Origin of the sequence: Pseudomonas sp. SIMBA_067 (genome assembly GCF_046534675.1) — a bacterium.
GTDB classification, from domain to species: domain Bacteria; phylum Pseudomonadota; class Gammaproteobacteria; order Pseudomonadales; family Pseudomonadaceae; genus Aquipseudomonas; species Aquipseudomonas putida.
Genome location: NZ_JAWRYH010000008.1, coordinates 144,321 through 166,409, shown reverse-complemented (window position 1 = coordinate 166,409; position 22,089 = coordinate 144,321). Strand labels below are relative to the sequence as shown.

Annotated in this window: 19 protein-coding genes and 1 pseudogene; 12 read left to right on the top strand and 8 right to left on the bottom strand. The window is 62.8% G+C overall.

Features of this window, described 5'->3' with window-relative positions:
• Positions 1 to 6 precede the first annotated feature (6 nt).
• From SB765_RS18615 to choX, 4 genes are all read right to left on the bottom strand, one after another.
• On the bottom strand, positions 7 to 477 hold the full coding sequence (locus SB765_RS18615) for a thioesterase family protein (protein WP_341797335.1): 471 nt from the start codon (positions 475 to 477) through the stop codon (positions 7 to 9).
• Between the two features lie 10 nt (positions 478 to 487).
• Positions 488 to 1,453 (bottom strand): L-carnitine dehydrogenase, encoded by a 966-nt coding sequence (locus tag SB765_RS18610; protein WP_410931724.1) that lies wholly within the window; start codon positions 1,451 to 1,453, stop codon positions 488 to 490.
• A 17-nt stretch (positions 1,454 to 1,470) separates the two neighbouring features.
• Positions 1,471 to 2,355: a 3-keto-5-aminohexanoate cleavage protein gene (locus SB765_RS18605; protein WP_132842916.1), complete on the bottom strand. Its 885-nt coding sequence runs from the start codon at positions 2,353 to 2,355 to the stop codon at positions 1,471 to 1,473.
• Positions 2,356 to 2,478: 123 nt separating this feature from the next.
• Positions 2,479 to 3,423 carry a choline ABC transporter substrate-binding protein gene (gene choX, locus SB765_RS18600; protein ID WP_016497615.1) on the bottom strand — a complete coding sequence of 315 codons (945 nt, stop codon included), beginning with the start codon at positions 3,421 to 3,423 and terminating at the stop codon, positions 2,479 to 2,481.
• A 146-nt stretch (positions 3,424 to 3,569) separates the two neighbouring features.
• Here choX and SB765_RS18595 point away from each other — a divergent pair, with 146 nt between their 5' ends.
• Positions 3,570 to 4,514: a GlxA family transcriptional regulator gene (locus SB765_RS18595; protein ID WP_410931723.1), complete on the top strand. Its 945-nt coding sequence runs from the start codon at positions 3,570 to 3,572 to the stop codon at positions 4,512 to 4,514.
• Positions 4,515 to 4,641: 127 nt separating this feature from the next.
• Here SB765_RS18595 and SB765_RS18590 read toward each other — a convergent pair whose 3' ends face one another.
• On the bottom strand, positions 4,642 to 5,043 hold the full coding sequence (locus SB765_RS18590; protein WP_306381436.1) for a lysozyme inhibitor LprI family protein: 402 nt from the start codon (positions 5,041 to 5,043) through the stop codon (positions 4,642 to 4,644).
• 284 nt (positions 5,044 to 5,327) lie between these two features.
• Between SB765_RS18590 and SB765_RS18585 the strand changes: the two genes are divergently transcribed.
• From SB765_RS18585 to SB765_RS18555, 7 genes are all read left to right on the top strand, one after another.
• Positions 5,328 to 6,305 (top strand): dipeptidase, encoded by a 978-nt coding sequence (locus tag SB765_RS18585; RefSeq protein WP_009682902.1) that lies wholly within the window; start codon positions 5,328 to 5,330, stop codon positions 6,303 to 6,305.
• A gap of 77 nt (positions 6,306 to 6,382) precedes the next feature.
• Positions 6,383 to 6,913: a DUF5943 domain-containing protein gene (locus SB765_RS18580; protein WP_016497619.1), complete on the top strand. Its 531-nt coding sequence runs from the start codon at positions 6,383 to 6,385 to the stop codon at positions 6,911 to 6,913.
• Between the two features lie 15 nt (positions 6,914 to 6,928).
• Complete coding sequence (gene dgcA / locus SB765_RS18575) at positions 6,929 to 8,989, top strand: dimethylglycine demethylation protein DgcA (protein ID WP_341797339.1); 2,061 nt, start codon at positions 6,929 to 6,931, stop codon at positions 8,987 to 8,989.
• Positions 8,990 to 9,195: 206 nt separating this feature from the next.
• On the top strand, positions 9,196 to 11,148 hold the full coding sequence (gene dgcB / locus SB765_RS18570; protein ID WP_410931722.1) for a dimethylglycine demethylation protein DgcB: 1,953 nt from the start codon (positions 9,196 to 9,198) through the stop codon (positions 11,146 to 11,148).
• A complete protein-coding gene (locus tag SB765_RS18565; RefSeq protein ID WP_410931721.1) occupies positions 11,148 to 12,380 on the top strand; it encodes an electron transfer flavoprotein subunit alpha/FixB family protein in 1,233 nt (410 codons plus the stop codon). Before dgcB ends, SB765_RS18565 begins: the two co-directional genes overlap by 1 nt.
• Before the next feature lie 10 nt (positions 12,381 to 12,390).
• Positions 12,391 to 13,161: an electron transfer flavoprotein subunit beta gene (locus SB765_RS18560; protein ID WP_016484524.1), complete on the top strand. Its 771-nt coding sequence runs from the start codon at positions 12,391 to 12,393 to the stop codon at positions 13,159 to 13,161.
• A 622-nt stretch (positions 13,162 to 13,783) separates the two neighbouring features.
• Positions 13,784 to 14,674 carry an RHS repeat-associated core domain-containing protein gene (locus tag SB765_RS18555; protein WP_410931720.1) on the top strand — a complete coding sequence of 297 codons (891 nt, stop codon included), beginning with the start codon at positions 13,784 to 13,786 and terminating at the stop codon, positions 14,672 to 14,674.
• Between the two features lie 43 nt (positions 14,675 to 14,717).
• Here the strand turns inward: SB765_RS18555 and gbcA are convergent, their stop codons facing one another.
• Positions 14,718 to 16,010: a glycine-betaine demethylase subunit GbcA gene (gbcA, locus tag SB765_RS18550; RefSeq protein ID WP_059394973.1), complete on the bottom strand. Its 1,293-nt coding sequence runs from the start codon at positions 16,008 to 16,010 to the stop codon at positions 14,718 to 14,720.
• 310 nt (positions 16,011 to 16,320) lie between these two features.
• Here gbcA and gbcB point away from each other — a divergent pair, with 310 nt between their 5' ends.
• A complete protein-coding gene (gbcB, locus tag SB765_RS18545; protein ID WP_049274014.1) occupies positions 16,321 to 17,421 on the top strand; it encodes a glycine-betaine demethylase subunit GbcB in 1,101 nt (366 codons plus the stop codon).
• A gap of 47 nt (positions 17,422 to 17,468) precedes the next feature.
• On the opposite strand, the gene SB765_RS18540 is transcribed toward gbcB, so the two are convergent.
• A complete protein-coding gene (locus tag SB765_RS18540) occupies positions 17,469 to 18,332 on the bottom strand; it encodes a methyl-accepting chemotaxis protein (protein WP_410931774.1) in 864 nt (287 codons plus the stop codon).
• Positions 18,324 to 19,079: pseudogene (locus SB765_RS18535) on the bottom strand (MCP four helix bundle domain-containing protein); the annotation flags it as partial. The pseudogene SB765_RS18535 and the gene SB765_RS18540, both read right to left, overlap by 9 nt.
• A 291-nt stretch (positions 19,080 to 19,370) precedes the next feature.
• Between SB765_RS18535 and SB765_RS18530 the strand changes: the two are divergent.
• From SB765_RS18530 to mcpH, 3 genes are all read left to right on the top strand, one after another.
• Positions 19,371 to 19,601, top strand: coding sequence for a hypothetical protein (locus SB765_RS18530; protein ID WP_019470193.1), 231 nt, complete (start codon positions 19,371 to 19,373; stop codon positions 19,599 to 19,601).
• A complete protein-coding gene (locus SB765_RS18525; RefSeq protein ID WP_016484532.1) occupies positions 19,598 to 19,900 on the top strand; it encodes a cell division protein ZapA in 303 nt (100 codons plus the stop codon). Before SB765_RS18530 ends, SB765_RS18525 begins: the two co-directional genes overlap by 4 nt.
• A 187-nt stretch (positions 19,901 to 20,087) precedes the next feature.
• Positions 20,088 to 22,025 carry a methyl-accepting chemotaxis protein McpH gene (gene mcpH / locus SB765_RS18520; protein WP_410931719.1) on the top strand — a complete coding sequence of 646 codons (1,938 nt, stop codon included), beginning with the start codon at positions 20,088 to 20,090 and terminating at the stop codon, positions 22,023 to 22,025.
• Positions 22,026 to 22,089 lie beyond the last annotated feature (64 nt).

Sequence of the window (22,089 nt, the reverse complement as noted above, 5' to 3'; positions counted from 1 at the left end):
GGTCATTCAAGAGGGAAGTTGTAGGGTACGCCCCAGGTATCGCGGCGCCAGCGTCCCCTCCTGTTGCTTTACCAAGTGATTCAATTGGCAAACAGTCGTGTGCCCAAAAGGTGCTGACTGCGGCCCCGCCAGGTCCACGTGCAATAACATCTGCTCGCTCGCCGCCAGGACCTCGTCGAACCCTGCCCGGTGCAGGCTGTGATACACGTGAAGACGCTTGCGATCAAAGCCGATGATATGCGTCTGCACCCACACCTCGGTGCCCAGCTTCACCTCGTGCAGATAATTGATATGCGCCTCCAGCGTGAACAGTGAATTACCGCTTTGCCCGCGGCTGTCGGCGTCCAGGCCAATGCGCTCCATCAGGGCATCGGTCGCGTAGCTGAAGATCAGCAGGTAGAAGGCATCCCGCAGGTGGCCGTTGTAATCGACCCAGTCCTCCTGGACCGTGGTGCGGTAAGTGATCAGAGCGGGCATCTTGGTCTCCTTAATCGCCAAACGACATTCCGTGGCTGGCCTTGCTGGTTTTCACCGCTTCCAGTACCGCCAGCAGGGTGTCGTCACGGTAGCGCTCCAGTGCAGCGATACTGCGCTCGCCCTGTTGCTCAGAGGTACCGTTCACCACATCGCCGATCAGCTTGTCGGTCAGTTCCGGTGCTGGCAGGTAGGTCCAGGGCAGCTTCAGGGCAGGGCCGAACTGTGACATGAAGTGGCGCATGCCAGCATCGCCACCGGCCAGGGTGTAGGTAAGGAACGTGCCCATGAACGACCAGCGCAAGCCTGCGCCGAAGCGAATCGCGTCGTCGATTTCGCCCGTGGTGGCAACGCCGTCGTTGACCAGGTGCAAGGCCTCGCGCCAGAGCGCTTCGAGCAGGCGGTCGGCGATGAAGCCTGGCACTTCCTTGCGCACATGCAGCGGGCGCATGCCGAGTGCGGTGTAGATGGTTTTGGCAGCTTCAATGGCCTCGGGTGAGGTGCGGCTACCGCCGACAATCTCGACCAGCGGCAGCAGGTACACCGGATTGAACGGGTGGCCGACAACGCAGCGTTCTGGGTGAGTCGACGACTCATAGAATTCGCTGGGCAGCAGGCCTGAAGTGCTGGAACCGATGATGGCATCGGGCTTGGCGGCGGCGCTGATTTTTGCGTGCAGGTCGAGCTTGAGGTCCAGCCGCTCCGGTGCGCTTTCCTGGATGAAATCGGCATCGCGCACGCATTCCTCGATGGTGCTGACGAACTTCAGCCGGTTTTGGGAGGCACCTTGGGTCAGGCCTTGTTTTTCTAGTGCCGGCCAAGCGTTGGCGATGCGCTTGCGCAGTGCTTGCTCGGCACCGGGGGCCGGGTCCCAGGCGACCACGTCCAAGCCGTGGGCGAGGGCGCGGGCAACCCAGCCGCTGCCGATTACGCCGCTACCCAAAGCGGCGAAGGTCTTGATCTCAGTGATGAAGGGCATATCAGTCTCCTGAAGTGTCAGCGGCGCTTGAGATTCATTTTTTCCCGGCCTTCTGCCGGGGACAGGATGCGGCCACCCATGCGGGTGATGATCTCGCTCGCGCGTTCGACCAACTGGCCGTTGCTGGCCAGCACGCCGCGGTCCAGGTACAGGTTGTCTTCCAGGCCGACCCTCACGTTGCCGCCGAGTAACACCGCTTGTGCGGCCATCGGCATCTGCATGCGGCCGATGCCAAAGCCCGCCCAGGTGACGTTGGCCGGCAGGTTGTCGACCATCGCCTTCATGGTGGTGGTGTCGGCCGGTGCGCCCCAAGGGATGCCCAGGCACAGCTGGAACAGCGGGTCTTCGAGCAGGCCTTCCTTGATCATTTGCTTGGCGAACCACAGGTGGCCGGTGTCGAAGATTTCCAGTTCGGCTTTCACGCCCAGTTCGGTGATGCGTTTGGCGCCGGCGCGCAGTTGGGCCGGGGTGGACACGTAGATCGAGTTGCCGTCGCCGAAGTTGAGGGTGCCGCAATCGAGTGTGCAGATTTCCGGCAACAGCGCTTCGACATGGGCCAGGCGCTCCAGCGGGCCGATCAGGTCGGTGCCCGGGCCGAACTCCAGCGGCGTTTCACCCGGGCCGATTTCCAGGTCGCCGCCCATGCCGGCAGTGAGGTTGACGATGATGTCCACGTCGGCTTCACGGATGCGTTCCATGACTTCGCGGTAGAGGTTTACGTCGCGGCTGAAACGGCCGGTTTGCGGGTCGCGAACGTGGCAGTGGACCACCGTGGCGCCGGCTTTGGCAGCTTCGACGGCGGCTTCGGCGATCTGCTTGGGGGTGACCGGGACCAGGTGGCTTTTCGAGGCGGTGTCGCCGGCGCCGGTGAGGGCGCAGGTGATGATGACGTCGTGGTTCATGGCGGGGTTCCTTGTGTTGTCGGTGCTGGCCCTATCGCCGGCAAGCCAGCTCCCACAGGGTTCGCGTGAACCCTGGGCGTAGGGAGAACCTGTGGGAGCGGGCGTGCCCGCGAAAGGGCCGGATCAGTTGGCAGTAAGCTTGAGGTTGTCCGCAGCCGGCTTGCCATCGAAGGTGGTCACGCCCTCAAGCCAGCGCGCCTTGTCATCGGGGTGGTCCTTGAGCCACTGGCGGGCCGATTCCAGCGCATCCTTGTGGTCGAGCAGCGGCTGCATCATGCGGCTCTCGTCCTCGGCGCTGAAGTTCAGGTTGGCCAGCAGGCGGTGGGCGTTGGGGCAGCGTTCGGCGTAATCCGGGGCAGTCACCGTCCACACCGTTGCGCGGCCTTCGTCCGGGCCCAGGGCGTCCTGGCTCTCGCCCAGGTAGGCCATGTCGATGTTCACGTTCATCGGGTGCGGCGCCCAGCCGAAGAACACCACGGCCTCCTTGCGCCGCACGGCGCGGTCGACGGCAGCAAGCATGCCGGCCTCGCTGGACTCGACCAGCTGGAACTTGCCCAGGCCGAACTGGTTCTTGGTGATCATCGCCTTGATCTGGGTGTTGGCGCCGGAGCCGGGCTCGATGCCGTAGATCTTGCCGCCCAGCTCCTTCTCGAACTTGTGGATGTCGGCGAAGGTCTTCAGGCCTTTGTCATACAGGTACTTCGGCACTGCCAGGGTCGCCCGGGCATCTTCCAGGCTGGGCTTTTCCAGCACCTTTACCTGCTGGGCATCGATGAACGGGGTGATGGTCTGGGTCATGATCGGGTTCCAGTAACCCAGGAACATATCCAGGCGCTTGTCGCGGATGCCGGCAAAGATGATCTGCTGCGAGGCGCTGGTCTGTTTGGTCTGGTAGCCCAGGCCGTCGAGCAGCACCTGCGCCATGGCGCTAGTGGCGATGACGTCGGTCCAGTTGACCACGCCCAGGCGGACGTTCTTGCAGGCCGCAGGTTCGGCGGCGTAAAGCGGGGAAGTGGCGATGCTGCTCAGGGCAAGGGTCAACAGGCTGCGGCGGATCAAGCTGTGCATGGTGGCTCTCCATCGGCAGTGCATATTGTTATGGGGTTCGGTCTCTCTGGGCCGTGTGAACACGCTACGCTGCACGCAGGGTGAAAAATCGCACCCTGGCGACCAACACTTGCACGGAGGCGACCACCTTTGCCGTGGAGCATGCAATGCTGCAAAACATTCAGTTTCTGCTGTTGCCCGGGTTCTCGGCCATGGGCTTCATCAGTGCCCTGGAGCCGCTGCGGGTAGCCAATCGGTTCAAGGGGCCGTCCTACCGTTGGCAGGTATTGAGCCTGGATGGCGGTGCGGTGCAGGCCAGCAACGGCATGTCGGTAAACGCCGATGCGGCGCTGGCCGCGGGCGAGCCTGCCGGCATCCTGCTGATCGTGGCCGGTTTCGATCCCTTGGCCTGTTATGGCCCGGCGCTGCAACAGGTGCTACGCCGCCTGGATCATGAAGGGGTGATACTCGGCGGCATCGACACGGGTGCAGTGGTACTGGCCGAGGCCGGCCTGCTCGACGGCCATCGCGCCACCGTGCACTGGGAGGCGCTGGAAGCGTTCAAGGAAAACTACCCGAGCCTGCAGGCGACCCAGGAGTTGTTCGAGATCGACCGGCGGCGCATCACCTGCGCTGGCGGTACGGCGTCGATCGACCTGATGCTCGACCTTATTGCACAGGCCCATGGCAGCGAACTGGCGGTGCAGGTGTCGGAGCAATTCGTGCTCGGGCGTATCCGCCAGCGACAGGACCACCAGCGCATGCAGATTGCCAGCCGCTATGGCATCAGTAACAAGAAACTGGTGAAGGTGATTGGCGAAATGGAGCGCAACACCGAACAGCCGCTCAATACCCAGGTGCTGGCTGAAGCGGTGCAGGTGACCCGGCGCCAGCTGGAACGGCTGTTTCGTGTGCACCTGGACGACACACCCAGTGGGTTCTATTTGCGACTGCGGCTGGACAAGGCGCGGCAGTTGTTGCGCCAGACCGACATGAGTGTGCTGGAGGTGGGGGTGGCTTGCGGGTTCGAGTCGGCTTCGTACTTTACCCGCTGTTACCGGGCGCGGTACCAGCGTTGCCCGCGGGAGGACAGGATGGCCAGGGCAGTTTGATTTCCTCCTGCACTGGCCCTATCGCCGGCAAGCCAGCTCCCACAGGTATTGCACAGGCTTTGAGTGCCGTGGGGTACCTATGGGAGCTGGCTTGCCGGCGATAGGGCCTGCGCAGGAAACAGGTATTTCACTGCTGGCCGATGGACTGCAAATACTCCGACCGGTCATCACTGCGCTGGGCCACGCAGGTATCCCAGGCTGCCTGGAATGCCTTGCTCCCCTGCTTCTCGGCATAGGTCTCGACCTTGCAATCAGCATCGCGCAGTTGCGTCCACAGCTTCTCTGCCGCGTCCATGCGCCCGATCAGGGCAGTGGCCTGGTCGCCTTCGTCGGCATATTGATCGCGAATGCGCTGGATCAAGTCATCGTAAGCCGACTTCAGCTCCCGCTCGGCCGTCTGCTTGTTGAACGCAGCGCAGGCGTAGGTCTGCTGGTCGGTGTCGACGTTGTCGCACGGGGTGCTTTCTTCCTCGCCGGCCTGGGCGCCCGATACGACGGCCAGCAGCGCCAGCCATGCCAATGATTTCATCCCTTTTCTCCTCAACAGGCTGACGAATCGCAGGGATTCTCGCTCAGACGAAGGCGCGTGGGTAGCCACCTGTCCAAATGTTCATAAAGCAGCCCGAAAGGTCGTTAACGCGACTGCCTCTCATCGCCAGACGGCGTGCCAGAGGGCGTGTTGTCCCGCATTGACGCTTTCGGCAAACCCCCTGTCGTTTTTGCATCGGGGCGCCTTTGGGCACAGGCATATGCTGGCCCCAAAGCGCCGACACAAGGTTTGGCGCCAACCATTCAATAAAAGGGGACAGCCTGATGAGCCCAGCCGAACTTCACGCCGACAGCATCGTCATCGACGGCCTGATCATTGCCAAATGGAACCGCGAGCTGTTCGAGGACATGCGCAAAGGCGGGCTGACTGCGGCCAACTGCACGGTGTCGGTCTGGGAAGGCTTCAAGGCAACCGTCGACCAGATCGCCGCCAGCCAGAAGCTGATCCGCGACAACAGCGACCTGGTGATGCCGGTGCGTACCACCGCCGACATCCGCAAGGCCAAGGAACTGGGCAAGACCGGCATCCTCTTCGGCTTCCAGAACGCCCATGCGTTCGAAGACCAGATCGCCTATGTGGACGTGTTCAAGCAGCTGGGCGTGGGCATCGTGCAGATGTGCTACAACACCCAGAACCTGGTGGGCACCGGCTGCTACGAGCGTGACGGCGGGCTGTCGGGCTTCGGCCGCGAGATCGTGGCGGAAATGAACCGCGTCGGCATCATGTGCGACCTGTCCCATGTCGGCTCCAAGACCTCCGAAGAGGTCATCCTCGAATCGAAAAAACCGGTCTGCTACTCCCACTGCCTGCCGTCGGGCCTTAAAGAGCACCCGCGCAACAAGTCGGACGCAGAGCTGAAATTCATCGCCGACCACGGCGGCTTCGTCGGCGTGACCATGTTCGCGCCGTTCCTGGCCAAAGGCATCGACTCGACCATCGACGACTACGCCGAAGCCATCGAGTACACCATGAACATCGTCGGTGAAGACGCCATCGGTATCGGCACCGACTTCACCCAGGGCCATGGCCAGGACTTCTTCGAGTACCTGACCCACGACAAGGGCTACGCCCGTCGCCTGACCAACTTCGGCAAGATCATCAACCCGCTGGGCATCCGCACCGTGGGCGAATTCCCCAACCTCACCGAAACCTTGCTCAAGCGCGGCCACTCCGAGCGTGTGGTGCGCAAGATCATGGGCGAGAACTGGGTCAACGTCCTCAAGGACGTCTGGGGCGAGTAAGCCGCTCTCCAAGCCTGATAGCCCCTGCCAGCAACGCCGGGGCACCCACATAAAAATTTGTATGGAGTTGAGTTTCCATGGCCAAGATCGCCCCGCAATTGCCAATCGAAGTCGACAGCGAGACCGGTGTCTGGACCAGCGACGCCTTGCCGATGCTGTACGTGCCGCGCCATTTCTTCGTCAACAACCACATCGGCATCGAGGAAGTGCTGGGCGCCGACGCCTATGCCGAGATCCTCTACAAGGCCGGCTACAAGTCCGCCTGGCACTGGTGTGAAAAAGAAGCCGAGTGCCATGGCCTGGAAGGCGTGGCGGTGTTCGAGCACTACATGAAGCGCCTGAGCCAGCGTGGCTGGGGCCTGTTCGAGATCCAGGACATCGACCTGGACAAAGGCACCTGCAGCGTCAAGCTCAAGCATTCGGCGTTCGTGTACGTGTACGGCAAGGTTGGCCGCAAGGTCGACTACATGTTCACCGGCTGGTTCGCCGGCGCAATGGACCAGATTCTCGCTGCCCGCGGCAGCTCGATCCGCACCGTGGCCGAACAGGTCTACGGTGGGTCGGAAGAAGGCCACGAAGATGGCCTGTTCGTTACAAAGCCGTTGTAAGCCGGAGATAGCGTCATGGCATTCGAAGCAATGTTCCAGCCGATCCAGATCGGCAAACTGACCATCCGCAACCGTGTGCTCAGCACCGCGCACGCCGAGGTCTACGCCACTGACGGCGGCATGACGACCGACCGCTACGTGAAGTACTACGAAGAGAAGGCCAAGGGCGGCATCGGCCTGGCGATCTGCGGCGGCTCGTCCGTCGTCGCCATCGACAGCCCGCAGGAATGGTGGGCGTCGGTCAACCTGTCGACCGACCGCATCATCCCGCACTTCCAGAACCTGGCCGACGCCATGCACAAGCATGGCGCCAAGATCATGATCCAGATTACCCACATGGGCCGTCGCTCGCGCTGGGACGGCTTCAACTGGCCGACCCTGATGTCGCCGTCGGGCATCCGCGAACCGGTGCACCGCGCCACCTGCAAGACCATCGAGGTGGAAGAGATCTGGCGCGTCATCGGCAACTACGCGCAGGCTGCGCGGCGTGCCAAAGAGGGCGGCCTGGACGGCGTGGAACTGTCGGCCGTGCACCAGCACATGATCGACCAGTTCTGGAGCCCGCGGGTCAACAAGCGTACCGACGAATGGGGCGGCACGTTTGAAGGCCGCATGAAGTTCGGCCTGGAAGTACTTAAAGCCGTGCGCGCTGAAGTGGGCGACGACTTCTGCGTGGGCATGCGTCTCTGTGGCGACGAGTTCCACCCTGATGGCCTCAGCCACGAGGACATGAAACAGATCGCCGCGTATTACGACGGCACCGGCATGCTCGACTTCATTGGCGTGGTCGGCTCGGGTTGCGACACCCACAACACCCTGGCCAACGTCATCCCGAACATGAGCTACCCGCCAGAGCCGTTCCTGCACCTGGCAGCCGGCATCAAGGAAGTGGTCAAGGTCCCGGTACTGCACGCGCAGAACATCAAGGACCCGAACCAGGCCACGCGCATTCTTGAAGGCGGCTACGTGGACATGGTCGGCATGACCCGTGCGCACATGGCCGACCCGCACCTGATCGCCAAGATCAAGATGGGCCAGATTGACCAGATCAAGCAGTGCGTCGGTGCCAACTACTGCATCGACCGCCAATACCAGGGCCTGGATGTGCTGTGCATCCAGAACGCCGCGACCTCCCGTGAATACATGGGTGTGCCGCACATCATCGAAAAAACCACCGGCGTCAAACGCAAGGTGGTGGTGGTTGGCGCCGGTCCTGCCGGCATGGAAGCAGCCCGCGTGGCTGCCGAACGTGGCCACGATGTGACCCTGTTCGAGAAGAAAGACCAGATCGGCGGGCAGATCACCATTGCCGCCAAGGCACCGCAGCGTGACCAGATCGCCGGCATCACCCGCTGGTACCAGCTGGAGCTGGCGCGCCTGAAAGTGGACCTGCGCCTGGGCACCGCTGCCAGCGTGGACGCCATCCAGGACCTGCGCCCGGACGTTATCGTGCTGGCGGTGGGCGGCCATCCGTTCGTCGAGCAGAACGAGCACTGGGGCGCTGCCGAAGGGCTGGTGGTCAGCAGCTGGGACGTGCTCGACGGCAAGGTTGCGCCGGGCAAGAACGTGCTGGTGTACGACACCATTTGTGAATTCACCGGCATGTCGGCAGCAGACTACATTGCCGACAAAGGCAGCCAGGTCGAGATCGTCACCGACGACATCAAGCCGGGCGTGGCCATGGGCGGCACGACCTTCCCGACCTACTACCGCAGCATGTACCCGAAAGAAGTGATCATGACCGGCGACATGATGCTGGAAAAGGTCTACCGCGAAGGCGACAAGCTGGTGGCGGTGCTGGAGAACGAGTACACCGGTGCCAAGGAAGAACGCGTGGTCGACCAGGTGGTGATCGAGAACGGTGTGCGGCCTGATGAAGCGCTGTACTACGCGCTGAAAGAGGGCTCGCGCAACAAGGGCCAGATCGATGTGGAGGCGCTGTTTGCCATCAAGCCACAGCCGATCCTCAGCCAGCCGGGCGAAGGTTACCTGCTGTACCGCATCGGCGACTGCGTGGCCCAGCGCAACGTGCATGCGGCGATCTACGACGCCTTGCGCCTGTGCAAGGATTTCTGATCGCACCGCCTTTCTAGAGGCGGGACTGGCCCCCCTGTAGGAGCGGCCTTGTGCCGCGAAAGGGTCGCGAAGCGGCCCCAGCATTTCATCAGTATCAAGGATGCTGGGGCCGCTACGCGGCCCTTTCGCGGCACAAGGCCGCTCCTACAGGGGTCCGCGCTGGCCTTTGGGGTGGCGCAAGAATCTAGCTGTTGTGGGAGCCTCCCATGTTGAACACCCTTCTACCCATCCTGCTGTTCGCTGCCCTTGGCCTGGCGGTGCTCGGCGCCCTGCGCCGGGTGCGCATGTGGCGGCGTGGCCGGGCCTCCAAGGTCGACCTGATCGGCGGCCTGCTGGCCATGCCGCGCCGTTACCTGGTGGACCTGCACCACGTCGTCGAGCGCGACAAGTACATGTCCAAGACCCACGTGGCCACCGCTGGCGGCTTCGTGCTGTCGGCCGCGCTGGCGATCCTGGTGCATGGCTTTGGCCTGCAGAGCAAAATCCTCGGCTACGCGCTGCTGGTGGCCACGGTGATCATGTTCACTGGCGCCATCTTTGTCTTCAAGCGCCGCCTCAACCCGCCTGCGCGCCTGTCCAAAGGCCCGTGGATGCGCTTGCCGAAGAGCCTGCTGGTGTTTGCCGTAAGCTTCTTCATTGCCACCCTGCCGGTCGCCGGCATCCTGCCTGCCAACACGGGTGGCTGGGTGATGGTGGCAGTGCTCGGCCTGGGCGTGCTGTGGGGCGTGTCGGAGCTGTTCTTCGGCATGACCTGGGGCGGCCCGATGAAGCACGCCTTCGCCGGTGCGCTGCACCTGGCCTGGCACCGCCGCGCCGAGCGCTTTGGCGGCGGACGCTCCACCGGCCTCAAGCCGCTGGACCTGGAAGACCCGACCGCTCCACTGGGCGTGGAAAAGCCGGCGGATTTCACCTGGAACCAGCTGCTGGGCTTCGACGCCTGCGTGCAGTGCGGTAAATGTGAAGCCATGTGCCCGGCCTTTGCCGCTGGCCAGCCGCTGAACCCGAAAAAGCTCATTCAGGACATGGTCATCGGCCTGGCCGGTGGCACGGACGCCAAGTTTGCCGGCAGCCCTTACCCGGGCAAGCCGATTGGTGAACACGGCGGCCATCCGCACCAGCCGATCGTCAATGGCCTGGTCGACGCTGAAACGCTGTGGTCGTGCACCACCTGCCGTGCCTGCGTCGAGGAATGCCCGATGATGATCGAGCACGTCGATGCCATCGTCGACATGCGCCGCCACCTCACCTTGGAAAAGGGCGCCACCCCGAACAAGGGCGCCGAGGTACTGGATAACCTGATCGCCACCGACAACCCCGGCGGCTTCGCCCCCGGCGGTCGCATGAACTGGGCAGCCGACCTCAACCTGAAACTGCTGTCGGAGGTGAAAACCACCGAAGTGCTGTTCTGGGTTGGCGACGGTGCCTTCGACATGCGCAACCAGCGCACGCTGCGTTCGTTTGTCAAAGTACTGAAGGCCTCGGGCGTGGACTTTGCCGTGCTCGGCCTGGAAGAACGCGACAGTGGCGACGTGGCCCGTCGCTTGGGTGACGAAGCGACCTTCCAGCAACTGGCCAAACGCAACATCCAGACCCTGGCCAAGTACCAGTTCCAGCGCATCGTCACCTGCGACCCGCACAGCTTCCATGTGCTGAAGAACGAGTACGGCGCATTGGGCGGCGAGTACCAGGTGCAGCACCACAGCACCTACATGGCCGAACTGATCGCGGCCAACAAGCTCAACCTCGGCCAGCACAAGGGCGGCAGCATCACCTACCATGACCCGTGCTATCTGGGCCGCTACAACGGTGAGTACGAAGCGCCGCGTGAAGTGCTCAAGGCGCTGGGTATCGAAGTGCGCGAGATGCAGCGCTCGGGCTTCCGTTCCCGTTGCTGCGGCGGTGGCGGCGGTGCGCCGATCACCGACATCCCGGGCAAGCAGCGTATCCCCGACATGCGCATGGACGACATTCGCGAAACCGAGGCCGAGTTGGTGGCCGTGGGTTGCCCACAGTGCACCGCCATGCTCGAAGGCGTGGTCGAGCCGCGCCCACAGATCAAGGACCTGGCCGAGTTGGTGGCCGACGTGCTGATCGAAGAGGACGCACCGTCTGCCGCAAAGCCGCAAACGGCCAAACGTGAACCTGCGGAGGTGCACTGATGAGCGATATTATCCGCCGCGACCCACGCGCCGAGTGGATCGCCCGTAACCGCCTGCACCCGCTGCATGCGGCCATGCAGACGCAACAAACCAGCTGGATGGGGCCCAATGGCCTCATCCGCAAGAACCCTCATGCGATTGCCGCAGGCTTCATCGGGCCGGCCGGCATCAAGCGCATCGACCGTAGCGGCGCCCAGCAGGGTACCGGTGTGGGCGGGCGGCGCACGGCGGCGGCAGAGGTCAAGCTGCCGCTGCACCAGGTATCGGCGCCCGCGTTCTACATCGCGGTGGTGCCGGACATGGTCGGTGGCCGCCTGAGCAGCCACGACCGCGACCTGCTCGGCCTGGCCCACAGCCTGGCCGGTAGTGACGGCGCGGTGCTGGCGGTGGTCTTTAACGAGCACAAGGAAAGCAACTTTTCCACAGCTGGCGTCGACCGTCTGCTGGTCCTCGAGGGCGAGGCCTTCGAGGGTTATGCACCGGAGCAACTGGTGCAGGGCCTGCGGGCTGTGGATAACCAGTTCACCCCGCGCCACTGGCTGCTGCCTGACAGCCGCACCGGGGGCGGCGAACTGGGTCGACGCCTGGGCGCGTCGCTGGGCGAACGCCCCGCCACGCGCGTATGGCAGGTCAAGGACGGCCAGTGCATCGGCCGCGCCGGTGCCGGCCAGCAAGACCTGCAACGCGCGGTGCCACGCCTGATCCTGGCGGCTGCCGAGTGCGCCGAGCCGGTTAGCGAAACCCGTCACGAAGCCTTGCCGGTGGAGTTGTCCACAAGCGTGGCGCGCAGCCTGTCGCGCATCGAAGACCTGGGCTCGGTGGCCGTGGACCCGGCCACCATTGCCATGGCCGAGGCCGAGTTCATCATCTCGGGCGGCAACGGGGTCAAGGACTGGGACCTGTACCACCAGGCCACCGCAGCCCTTGGCGCCACCGAAGGCGCCTCGCGGGTGGCGGTGGACGACGGCTTCATGCCGCGCAACCGCCAGGTGGGTGCTACCGGCACCTGGGTTACCGCGCGGGTGTACGTGGCTGTGGGTATCTCGGGTGCCATCCAGCACCTGCAGGGCATCGGCGCCTGCGACAAGGTGGTGGCGATCAACATGGACCCGGGTTGCGACATGATCAAACGGGCGGACCTGTCGGTGATTGGCGACAGTTCGGCGATTCTCAAGGCATTGATCGAGGCTGTGGACAACTACCGCAGCGGCGGTCAGCGCGACGCGGCATAAGGGCACGAGCATGAGTACGAAAGTGATCAGCCTGGTTTCCATCGGTGCTCACCCAAGCTCCGGGCGCGCCCGCCGCGCCGAGCAGGATGCCCGCGCCGTGGAACTGGGTTTGCAGCTGGCTGGGGATAACTTGCAGGTGGTACATGCCGGCAACCCACAGGAAGAAGCATTGCGCGCCTACCTGGGCATGGGCCTGGACCATCTTGACGTGCTCGAGCAGCCGGCCGGTGCCGATGTGCTGGGCGTGCTGGGGGATTACCTGCGCGACGCCGGAGCACAGCTGGTGCTGACCGGTAGCCAGGCCGAGACGGGGGAAGGGTCGGGCATGTTGCCATTTCTGCTGGCCGAAAAGCTTGGCTGGCCGTTGATCGTGGGGTTGGCCGAGGTGGAGTCGATCGAGAACGGCACCGCTCAGGTATTGCAGGCCTTGCCGCGGGGTCAGCGGCGCCGGCTGAAAGTGCGCCTGCCGTTGTTAGCGACTGTGGATAACGCGGCGCCCAAGCCGCGCCAGAGCGCTTTTGGGCCTGCGCGTCGGGGGGTATTGGCGGCGCGTAACGTGGCCATTGTCGAAGATGAGCTGTTGGCTGACGCCGAGCTGCAACCGGCCCGTCCAAGGCCCAAGCGCTTGAAGGTGATCAAGGCCAAGAGTGGCGCCGACCGCATGAAGGCCGCGACGGCCAAGGCCAGTGGCGGTGGTGGCAAGGTGCTGAAGGACGTTTCGCCGCAGGAAGGCGCTGAGGCAATCCTCAAGTTGCTGGTGGAAGAGGGCGTATTGCGCTGAGTCCCCTGGGGGCGGCCTGTGTGACGCGATGGGCCGCTTGGCAGCCCCCTGACAATCCTGAGGCAGAATCCAGATCCTGGGGCCGCGCTGCGGCCCCTGCGGCACAATCCATAGCCCAGTCCCCTGTGTATAAGTTATTCATTTCCCCCGTCACATGCCTGGATTCCAGCAAACTGGACGAACTGTCAGGTACGCTCCGTTTTGCCCACGGAATCTGTTCGCCAAGGTGTGGATAAATTGTTGGTGCATGGCTAGGAGCCTTATATAACGGCGCTTACACGGTTTAGATCATAAAATGATCAGCTTCCGCCGGCTTCGCCTGAGGCGGTCAATGCTGGTTCTTGTCGAGGCTTTCCCACAATCTCTGTTAGCCGCTCTGTGGATAATCTGTTTGAGAGCGGCTGTAGGCCCCGCCGTTCCTGTCTTCGAATGCTTTGATCAGAAAACAGCCAATCGGGCTCTAACACTGCTCTGGCTTACGTTCTTGGTGAGTGCAGGTAAAAACTCAGGATCACCCAAGTCAGAACCTGTGAATAAGTACCAAGAACCTATCATTTCTATCAGTTAGCAGTCCTGTTTCAGGCGAGTAGAATGAGCGATCACTATCGGCTGAGCGTTCATCATGCATGGCATGCTGCAACCCGTTATCCCTACCCACATGGGCGGGACTCCAAGGTCGTATTCAGCATACGGGGCCTATGCTGGTGCAAGGAATATTGCCTTCGCCGGGCAGATGGTCGATCGCCTGACGGGTTGCTATCACCTGGGCAATGGCCGGCGAACCTACAACCCTGTGCTGATGCGCTTTCACTCTGCCGACTCACTCAGCCCTTTCTCGGAGGGTGGGCTGAATGCCTATGCCTACTGCGGTGGCGACCCGATCAACCGGGTCGACCCCAGTGGCGCCGTCCCGGCCACCCGGTCCGCCCGCCCCCAGGTCGACGTGATTAGCCCGGTGCTCAGTGGCATAAGCATGTTTTCAAGTTCGGTGACGCTGGGCGGGGCTGTCACACGAACGGCCAGAAACGTGGTCGCCCGCTTGCAAAGCCAGCATTCCGGTACGCCCTACACCGAGCCGAGCCTAAGATCCCGGATTGGTAATACAAGCCTTTTCTACACAGGAGGAATGGGGGTTGCAGGCACCGCATTGAGCGGTGTCGAACAAGGGTGGATTGGTAATGTACTGACCAGTAACGGCCGTCGCCTGGGGCTGGGCAACGCAATTGGGAACATCAGCGGTGGCTTGTTCTCCAACGCCGAGGCGGCACAGGCTGTATGGAGGGGGGTAGGACAGCCCGGAGTGTCGGGGGTAAGGGTAGCCTGGGAGACATTCTATGAAGTCACCGGTGTGCGCATGGTTGTCGAAGGGGCTTCGTACGTGTGGGGCAGAGGCACGGCACTCGGGGCCAGGATCGCTTCGGCAGGTCGAGCAGCTATTGATGCATGGCGTCGCTGGGGTACTGAACCCAGTGCGCCGCCTCCGTCTCCGAATCGGGACATAAGGCGACGATAAACCCACTGGCACGGCAATTTGCCCTGCCAGTGGGTGGTACGGGTTACTGCGCCTGCACCTCCTTCAGATACGGCGCCGGTTCCGCCCCCAGGTTGTTCAAAACCCGCTGGCTGTACCAGTCAATGAAGTTCACCACGCCAAACTCGTAGGTTTTCGAGTACGGCCCAGGCTGGTACGCCGTGGAATTAATGCCACGCTGGTTTTCTTCCGCCAGGCGGCGGTCCTGGTCGTTGGTGGCGTCCCACACCTTGCGCATGCGCTCTGGGTCGTAGTCCACACCTTCCACGGCGTCCTTGTGCACCAGCCACTTGGTGGTGACCATGGTTTCCTGGGCGCTGATCGGCCACACGGTGAACACGATCATGTGGTCGCCCATGCAGTGGTTCCACGAGTGCGGCAGGTGCAGGATGCGCATCGAGCCCAGGTCCGGGTTCTTGATGCGGCCCATCAGCTTCTGGCAGGCCTGCTTGCCGTCCATGGTCATCGATACCGTGCCTTTGAGCAGCGGCATGCGCACGATACGGTTACGCAGGCCGTGGCTCTTGTGCAGATACGGGATCTTTTCGGCTTCCCAGGCGGCGGCCGAAGCGGCCACGTGGTCCTTGAATTCCTGGCTGGCGCGCGGGTCGTTGGTGTCGTCCCACTCCAGCAGGGTTTGCAGCAGCTCCGGGTGCGAACCGCTGCAGTGGTAGCACTCGCGGTTGTTTTCCAGCACCAGCTTCCAGTTGGCCTTTTCCATCAAGGTGGTGTGCACCGCCACCTTGGTGTTCTCCATGTCGTACGGTTCCATGTAGTGTTCCAGGGTGGCCAGGAACTCGTCGATGGCAGGCGGGTTTTCTGCCAGGCTGATGAAGATGTAGCCACCGGCCACCTTCACATGCACTGGCTTCAGGCCGTACTCCTTCATGTCGAAGTCGGCGCCCATTTCGGTGCCAGCGAACAGCAGGCGGCCGTCCAGTTCGTAGGTCCACTGGTGGTAATGGCAGACCAGCTTGGCCACCTTGCCTTTGTCGCTGACGCACAAACGCGAACCACGGTGGCGGCAGACGTTATGGAAGGCGTGCACCTTGCCTTCGGCACCACGCACCACCAGGATCGGGTTTTTGCCGATCTGCAGGGTGATGTAGTTACCTTTCGCCGGAATTTCGCAAGTCATGCCGGCGATCAACCATTCTTTCTGGAAGATCTCCTGCATGTCGATCTGGAACAGACGCTCGTCGGTGTAGAAAGGCTGGGGCAGCGAGTAGGTGCGCTCGCGGGTCTGCAGCATCTCGGCGGTGGCCTTGCGTGCAGGTTCCAGTGGATCGCCCAGGCTCAGGGTTGCGGTGACGTCCATCGTGTATTCCTCGGGGCCGTGTGCGGCCGGCAAAAGGTGGCTAATCGTTGTTGTTGCCGCAAGGCTTTTTTTTCAGCGGCTCTTTGTTTAAACAGCTGGCGTGTTTATTTGCCGTGGAGTGTGCGTCCGAAGCTGCTACGAACCGTATCCATGGGCGACATGGCCGATTTGAATTACGACGCGCCAGCCCTTGTAGCGCGGGGCTGGTCGCGATAAGCACGCCGATGTCGCTGGCAGGAATGTACGTCGCTCTCAGCTTGCGCATTATCCAAGCCATAAAAAGCCCGATAGTCGGCTGCTGGAGATGAACATGTCCGATACCTTCCTCAATCCGGTCACCACCCAGACCTGGGCCAACGGCCGCCACATCGTGCGCTGCGTCAAGGTCATCCAGGAGACCTGGGACGTGCGCACTTTCTGCTTCATGGCCGATCAGCCGATCATGTTTTTCTTCAAGCCCGGGCAGTTCGTCACCCTGGAGCTGGAGATCGAAGGCAAGCCGGTGATGCGCTCCTACACCATCTCCAGTTCGCCGTCGGTGCCGTACAGCTTCTCGATCACCGTCAAGCGCGTGCCGGGCGGCCTGGTGTCAAACTTCCTGCACGACACCATGCACGAAGGCGCCGAGCTGCCGGTGCACGGCCCGGTGGGGCTGTTCAACGCCATCGACTTCCCGGCGGGCAAGGCGCTGTACCTGTCTGGCGGTGTGGGCATTACCCCGGTGATGTCGATGGCGCGCTGGTTCTACGACACCAACGCCAATGTCGACATGGTGTTCGTGCACAGCGCCCGTTCGCCGAAGGACATCATCTACCACCGCGAGCTGGAACAGATGGCTTCGCGCATCCCCAACTTCAGCCTGCACATCATTTGCGAAAAGCATGGCCTGGGCGAGCCATGGGCGGGGTACCGCGGTTACCTGAACCAGCGGCTGATGGAGCTGATTGCGCCGGACTACATGGAGCGCGTGGTGTTCTGCTGCGGCCCGACGCCTTACATGACGGCAGTCAAGCGCATGCTCGAAGCGGTCGGCTTCGACATGAAGAACTACCACGAGGAGTCGTTCGGCGCGACGCCACCAGAGGCCAAGGCCGATGCAGTGGAGCACGCCGAGCAGGCGGCCGATGCACCGGAGCTGGATATTTCCGACCTCAACCTGGTGGAGTTCATCGGCAGCGACAAGAGCATCCGCGTTGCCCCGGGCGAGACCGTGCATGCTGCGGCAGCCAAAGTTGGCCTGATGATCCCCAAAGCTTGCGGCATGGGCATCTGCGGCACCTGCAAGGTGCTCAAACTGGGCGGCGAAGTAGAGATGGAGCACAACGGCGGCATTACCGAAGAGGATGAAGCCGAGGGCTACATCCTGTCGTGCTGCAGCGTGCCGAAAGGGGATGTGCGGATCGATTACTGATCCACTGATCCGAGATTGCCGGGGGCCGCAAAGCGGCCCCAACTTTTTCAGGTGCGGAAACGGGCTACCAGACCATTCAGGTCCACAGCCAGGCGCGACAGCTCTGCACTCGCCGCACTGGTCTGATGGGCACCGGTAGCGCTCTGCACCGACAGGTCATTGATGTTCACCAGGTTGCGGTCCACTTCCCGCGCCACCTGCGCCTGCTCTTCCGCCGCGCTGGCGATTACCAGGTTACGTTCGTTGATTTGCGCGACCGCACCGGCAATGGTGTCCAGCGCCATGCCGGCGCCTTTGGCGATGTTCAGCGTCGACTCGGCGCGTTCGGTGCTGGTGCGCATCGATTCGACCGCCTCTTCGGTACCGCCCTGGATGCTGCCGATCATCCGCTCGATTTCGCTGGTCGACTGCTGGGTGCGGTGCGCCAGTGCGCGCACTTCATCCGCCACCACGGCAAAACCACGGCCCGCTTCGCCAGCACGCGCCGCCTCGATGGCAGCGTTGAGCGCCAGCAGGTTGGTCTGGTCGGCCAGGCCACGGATCACGTCGAGTACCTTGCCAATGTCGCGCGACTGTTCGGCCAGGTGAGTGATCAGTTTGGCAGTGGCCTGCACATCACCGCTCATGCGCTCGATGGCGCCCACGGTCTCCATCACCAGGTCGCGGCCGTCGCCGGTGGAGCGGCTGGCTTCACTGGACGCTTCCGAGGTGCTCACGGCGTTGCGCGCCACTTCCTCCACCGCGCTGGTCATTTCGGTGACGGCGGTGGCGGCCTGTTCAATCTCGTTGTTCTGCTGTTGCAGGCCACGGGCACTTTCGTCGGTGACGGCATTCAGCTCTTCGGCGGCTGAGGCCAGCTGGGTGGCAGAGCCTGCGATCTGCTGCAGGGTGTCGCGCAGCTTGTCCTGCATGCGGGCCATGGCGCGCAGCAAACGCGCGGCTTCATCAGTACCCTCGGCGCGGATGACATGGGTCAGGTCACCGTCGGCGACTTGCTCTGCGCACTTGAGCGCCTCATCGATCGGCTTGACGATGCTGCGGGTCAGCAGGAAGGCGCAGGCGAAGGTCAGCACGGTGGCGGCAACCAGCAGGCCGATAACCAAGGCAAAGGCCGCAGCGTATTGGCTGGCGGCTTTCTCGTTAGTGGCGCGGGTCTGGTCGGTGTTGATGCGCACCAGCGTGTCCATGACCTTGTTGATCTGTTCGGAGTTGGCCAACAGGTCGCGGTTGAGCAGGTCGCGCAGTTCGTCGACGCGGTCGGCCTGGCTCAGGCTGCGCATGCGCGATTCCAGTTGGCGGTACTGGTCAAGCAACTGGCCGTACTGGTCGAACGCGGCCTGTTCGTCGGCGGCGCCGATCATTGGCAGGTAGGCCTGGCGTGCGCGGTCGATCTGGCTGTTGCGCTGGGCCAGCAGGTTGAGGGTATCGCTTTGGATTGCAGGCTCGCGGTTGGTCAGCAGGCGGTAGGAGAGGGTGCGCATGCGCAGGTTAAGCGCGGTGATTTCGTCGAGGATCTTGATGCTGGGCACACTGACTTGCTCGATGGCCACGCCCGCCTGACGGATGTTGCCCATCTGCACCAGCGAGAAGACACCGAGGCCAAGCATCAGCAGGCCGATAAGCGCAAAGCCGAGCAGCGCGCGCGGGGCGATATTCATGTTACGTAGAGACATGGAGAGGAGGATCCAGGCAAGGGATAAAGAGTGCGCAAAGTGCGACAAAACATGACTTGCCGGGCTATCGGTCGTGACTGGCCAGTCTTGAGTGCAACCCGCAAAAATTGTGAGGTAGCTAACCTTTTCCTGACCGGCGGTTGACCCAGGTCGGAACAAGGGGGTGATTACCCTGTCAATCTGCGGGCCAGACACCTTGTGAATCCGATTTTTAATGGCGATGGGCCGCGCTTTTCTTTATCGTGTGCGCCCCTCGCAACAACCTGAGATAGACCCATGCTGGAAGCTTCCCTGAATCAAATCGAGCAACTGGTCAGCGACCTGATGCAGAAAAACGCTCAACTCACCGAGCAGAACGCTGCCCTCGGCACGCAACTGGCCCAGGCCAAGGAAGAGAACGAAACCCTGCAGCTGTCGCTGATGGAGCAGGAAGAGAAGAACGGCAGCACCGCCGCTCGCCTGCAGGCCCTGGTTGATCGCGCCAGCGCTGGCGTTGTTGGCGCATGAGATTGCAAGAGCAGCCGGTCAATGTGGTGTCGATTCTCGGCATCGACTATTCGATCAAGGCGCCCGAAGGCCAGGAAGAAACCCTGGCCCAGGCGGTGCGGATGCTCAACACCGCCCTGAACGAAACCAAGCGTCAGTACCCGACCCTGATCGGTGACAAATTGCTGGTGCTGGCTGCCCTTAACCTGTGCTCCAAACAGGTTGAACTGCAGAAAGAACACCAGCAGACCCTTGCGCGTACCCAGGCGCAGATCGACGCCACGGTGGACGCCATCGTGCGGACTATTGCAGAGTCCTGATCGATAGCTGAAAGGCCCAAGGCCGCTCCTCCAGGGGTTATGCATTCCCCTGTAGGAGCAGCCTTGTGCTGCGAATGGGCTGCGCAGCAGCCCCAAAGCCCCATCTCATTGTTCCAGGTCACTGGATTAACTGGATACGCAAGTGTATACACTTCTCGCAAAACAATAATGTGCGGGGGGTAGGGGCATGCGTATCTTGCGTAAAAGCATCCAGTGGCAGTTGATCACCAGCATGGGCGCCGCCCTGCTGGCCAGCATCCTGGTGGTGGTCATCATCTTCACCGTGGCGCTCAACCGCCTCACCGACCGCTACCTGGTCGACACTGCCCTGCCCGCCAGTGTCGAGGCGATCCGCAACGACATCGAACGCATGCTCGGCCAGCCACTGGTGGCTGCGGCGGACATTGCCGGCAACACCTTGCTGCGCGACTGGCTGGCAGCCGGTGAAGACCCCGCCCAGGCTGCGGCATTCATCGAATACCTGGGCGCCGCCAAACAGCGTAACCGGGCCTTCACCACCTTGTTTGCCTCGACCGAAACCGGCCACTACTACAACGAGAATGGCCTGGACCGCACCCTCAGCCGCAGCAACTCCAAGGACAAATGGTTCTACGGCTACATCGACAGCGGCGCCGAACGGTTTATCAATATCGACATTGACGGTGCCACTGGCGAGCTGGCGCTGTTTATCGACTATCGCGTGGAAAAGGCCGGCAAGCTGGTGGGCGTGGCCGGCATGGGCCTGCGCATGACCGAGCTGTCGCAGCTGATTCACGACTTCAGCTTTGGCGAGCATGGCAAGGTCTTCCTGGTACGTAACGACGGCCTGATCCAGGTGCACCCGGACGCTGCTTTCAGCGGCAAGCGCCAGCTCTCCGAGCAGCTCGGCACGGACGCTGCCAAGGCCGTGATGACCGGCGGCGAAGGCCTGCGCAACAGCCGTTTCAGCCGTGACGGCGAGCGCTACCTGGCGCTGGGCCTGCCCCTGCGTGACCTCAACTGGACGCTGGTGGCCGAGGTGCCGGAGTCGGAAATCTACGCACAAATGCATCAGGCGGTATGGCTGACCAGCCTGATCGGTGGCGCCGTGGCGCTTGTGTCGCTGCTGCTGGTGGTGCTGCTGGCGCGGGGCCTGGTGCGGCCTGTGCGCCGCGTTACCGCTGCGCTGGTGCAGATTGGCAGTGGCGCAGGCGACCTCAGCCACCGCCTGGATGATTCGCGCCAGGACGAACTGGGTGACCTGGCCCGGGGCTTCAACCGCTTTCTCGACAGCCAGCGCAGCCTGATTGGCGAGGTGTTGCAGACATCCGAACGGCTGCATCGGGCGGTTGAGCAGGTGACCCAGGTGGTGGAAAACACGGCCGAGCGCTCCGGGCGGCAGCAGGAAATGACCGAAATGGTTGCCACTGCCGTACATGAAATGGGCCTGACCGTGCAGGACATTGCCCGCAATGCCGGTGATGCAGCGCAGGCCTCGCAGTCGGCACGGGATGAGGCCTTGCAGGCGCGCGAGGTGGTACGGCGTTCAATTCAGGGCATCGAGGGCATGTCGGGCGACATCGTCAAGGCAGCCGATGCAGTCAGCCAGTTGGCCGACGAAGTCGCCTCTATCGATGAAGTGCTGGCGGTTATCCGCAGTATTTCCGAGCAAACCAATTTGCTGGCGCTGAACGCCGCCATCGAGGCTGCGCGGGCAGGGGAAATGGGCCGCGGGTTTGCTGTGGTGGCCGACGAAGTGCGCACGCTGGCGCGGCGCACGCAGCTATCCACCGACGAAGTGCAACAGATGATCCAGCGCCTGAAGCAGGGCGCGGGTTCGGCGGTGAGCTCGATGCAGGCGGGGCAGCAGGCGACCGGCAGTGGGGTGGAGTCGAGCCAGCGCACCGGGGCGTCGCTGGGGGCGATTACCGACCAGGTGGAACACATCAGCGACATGAACCATCAGGTGGCCACGGCGACTGAAGAGCAGTCGGCGGTGACTGAGGAAATCAACCGCACGGTGCAGGGCATTTCCGACCTGGCGCGGGAGACGGCGGCAGAGGTGCAGGGCTGCCGCGAGGAGTGCCAGGCGTTGCGTGGCTTGGCTGATGACCTGGCTCGGCAGATGGGCGGGTTCAGGCTTTAGATCGGTGTGGGCTTCATCGCCGGCAAGCCAGCTCCTACAGGATCACCTCCATGTGGGAGCTGGC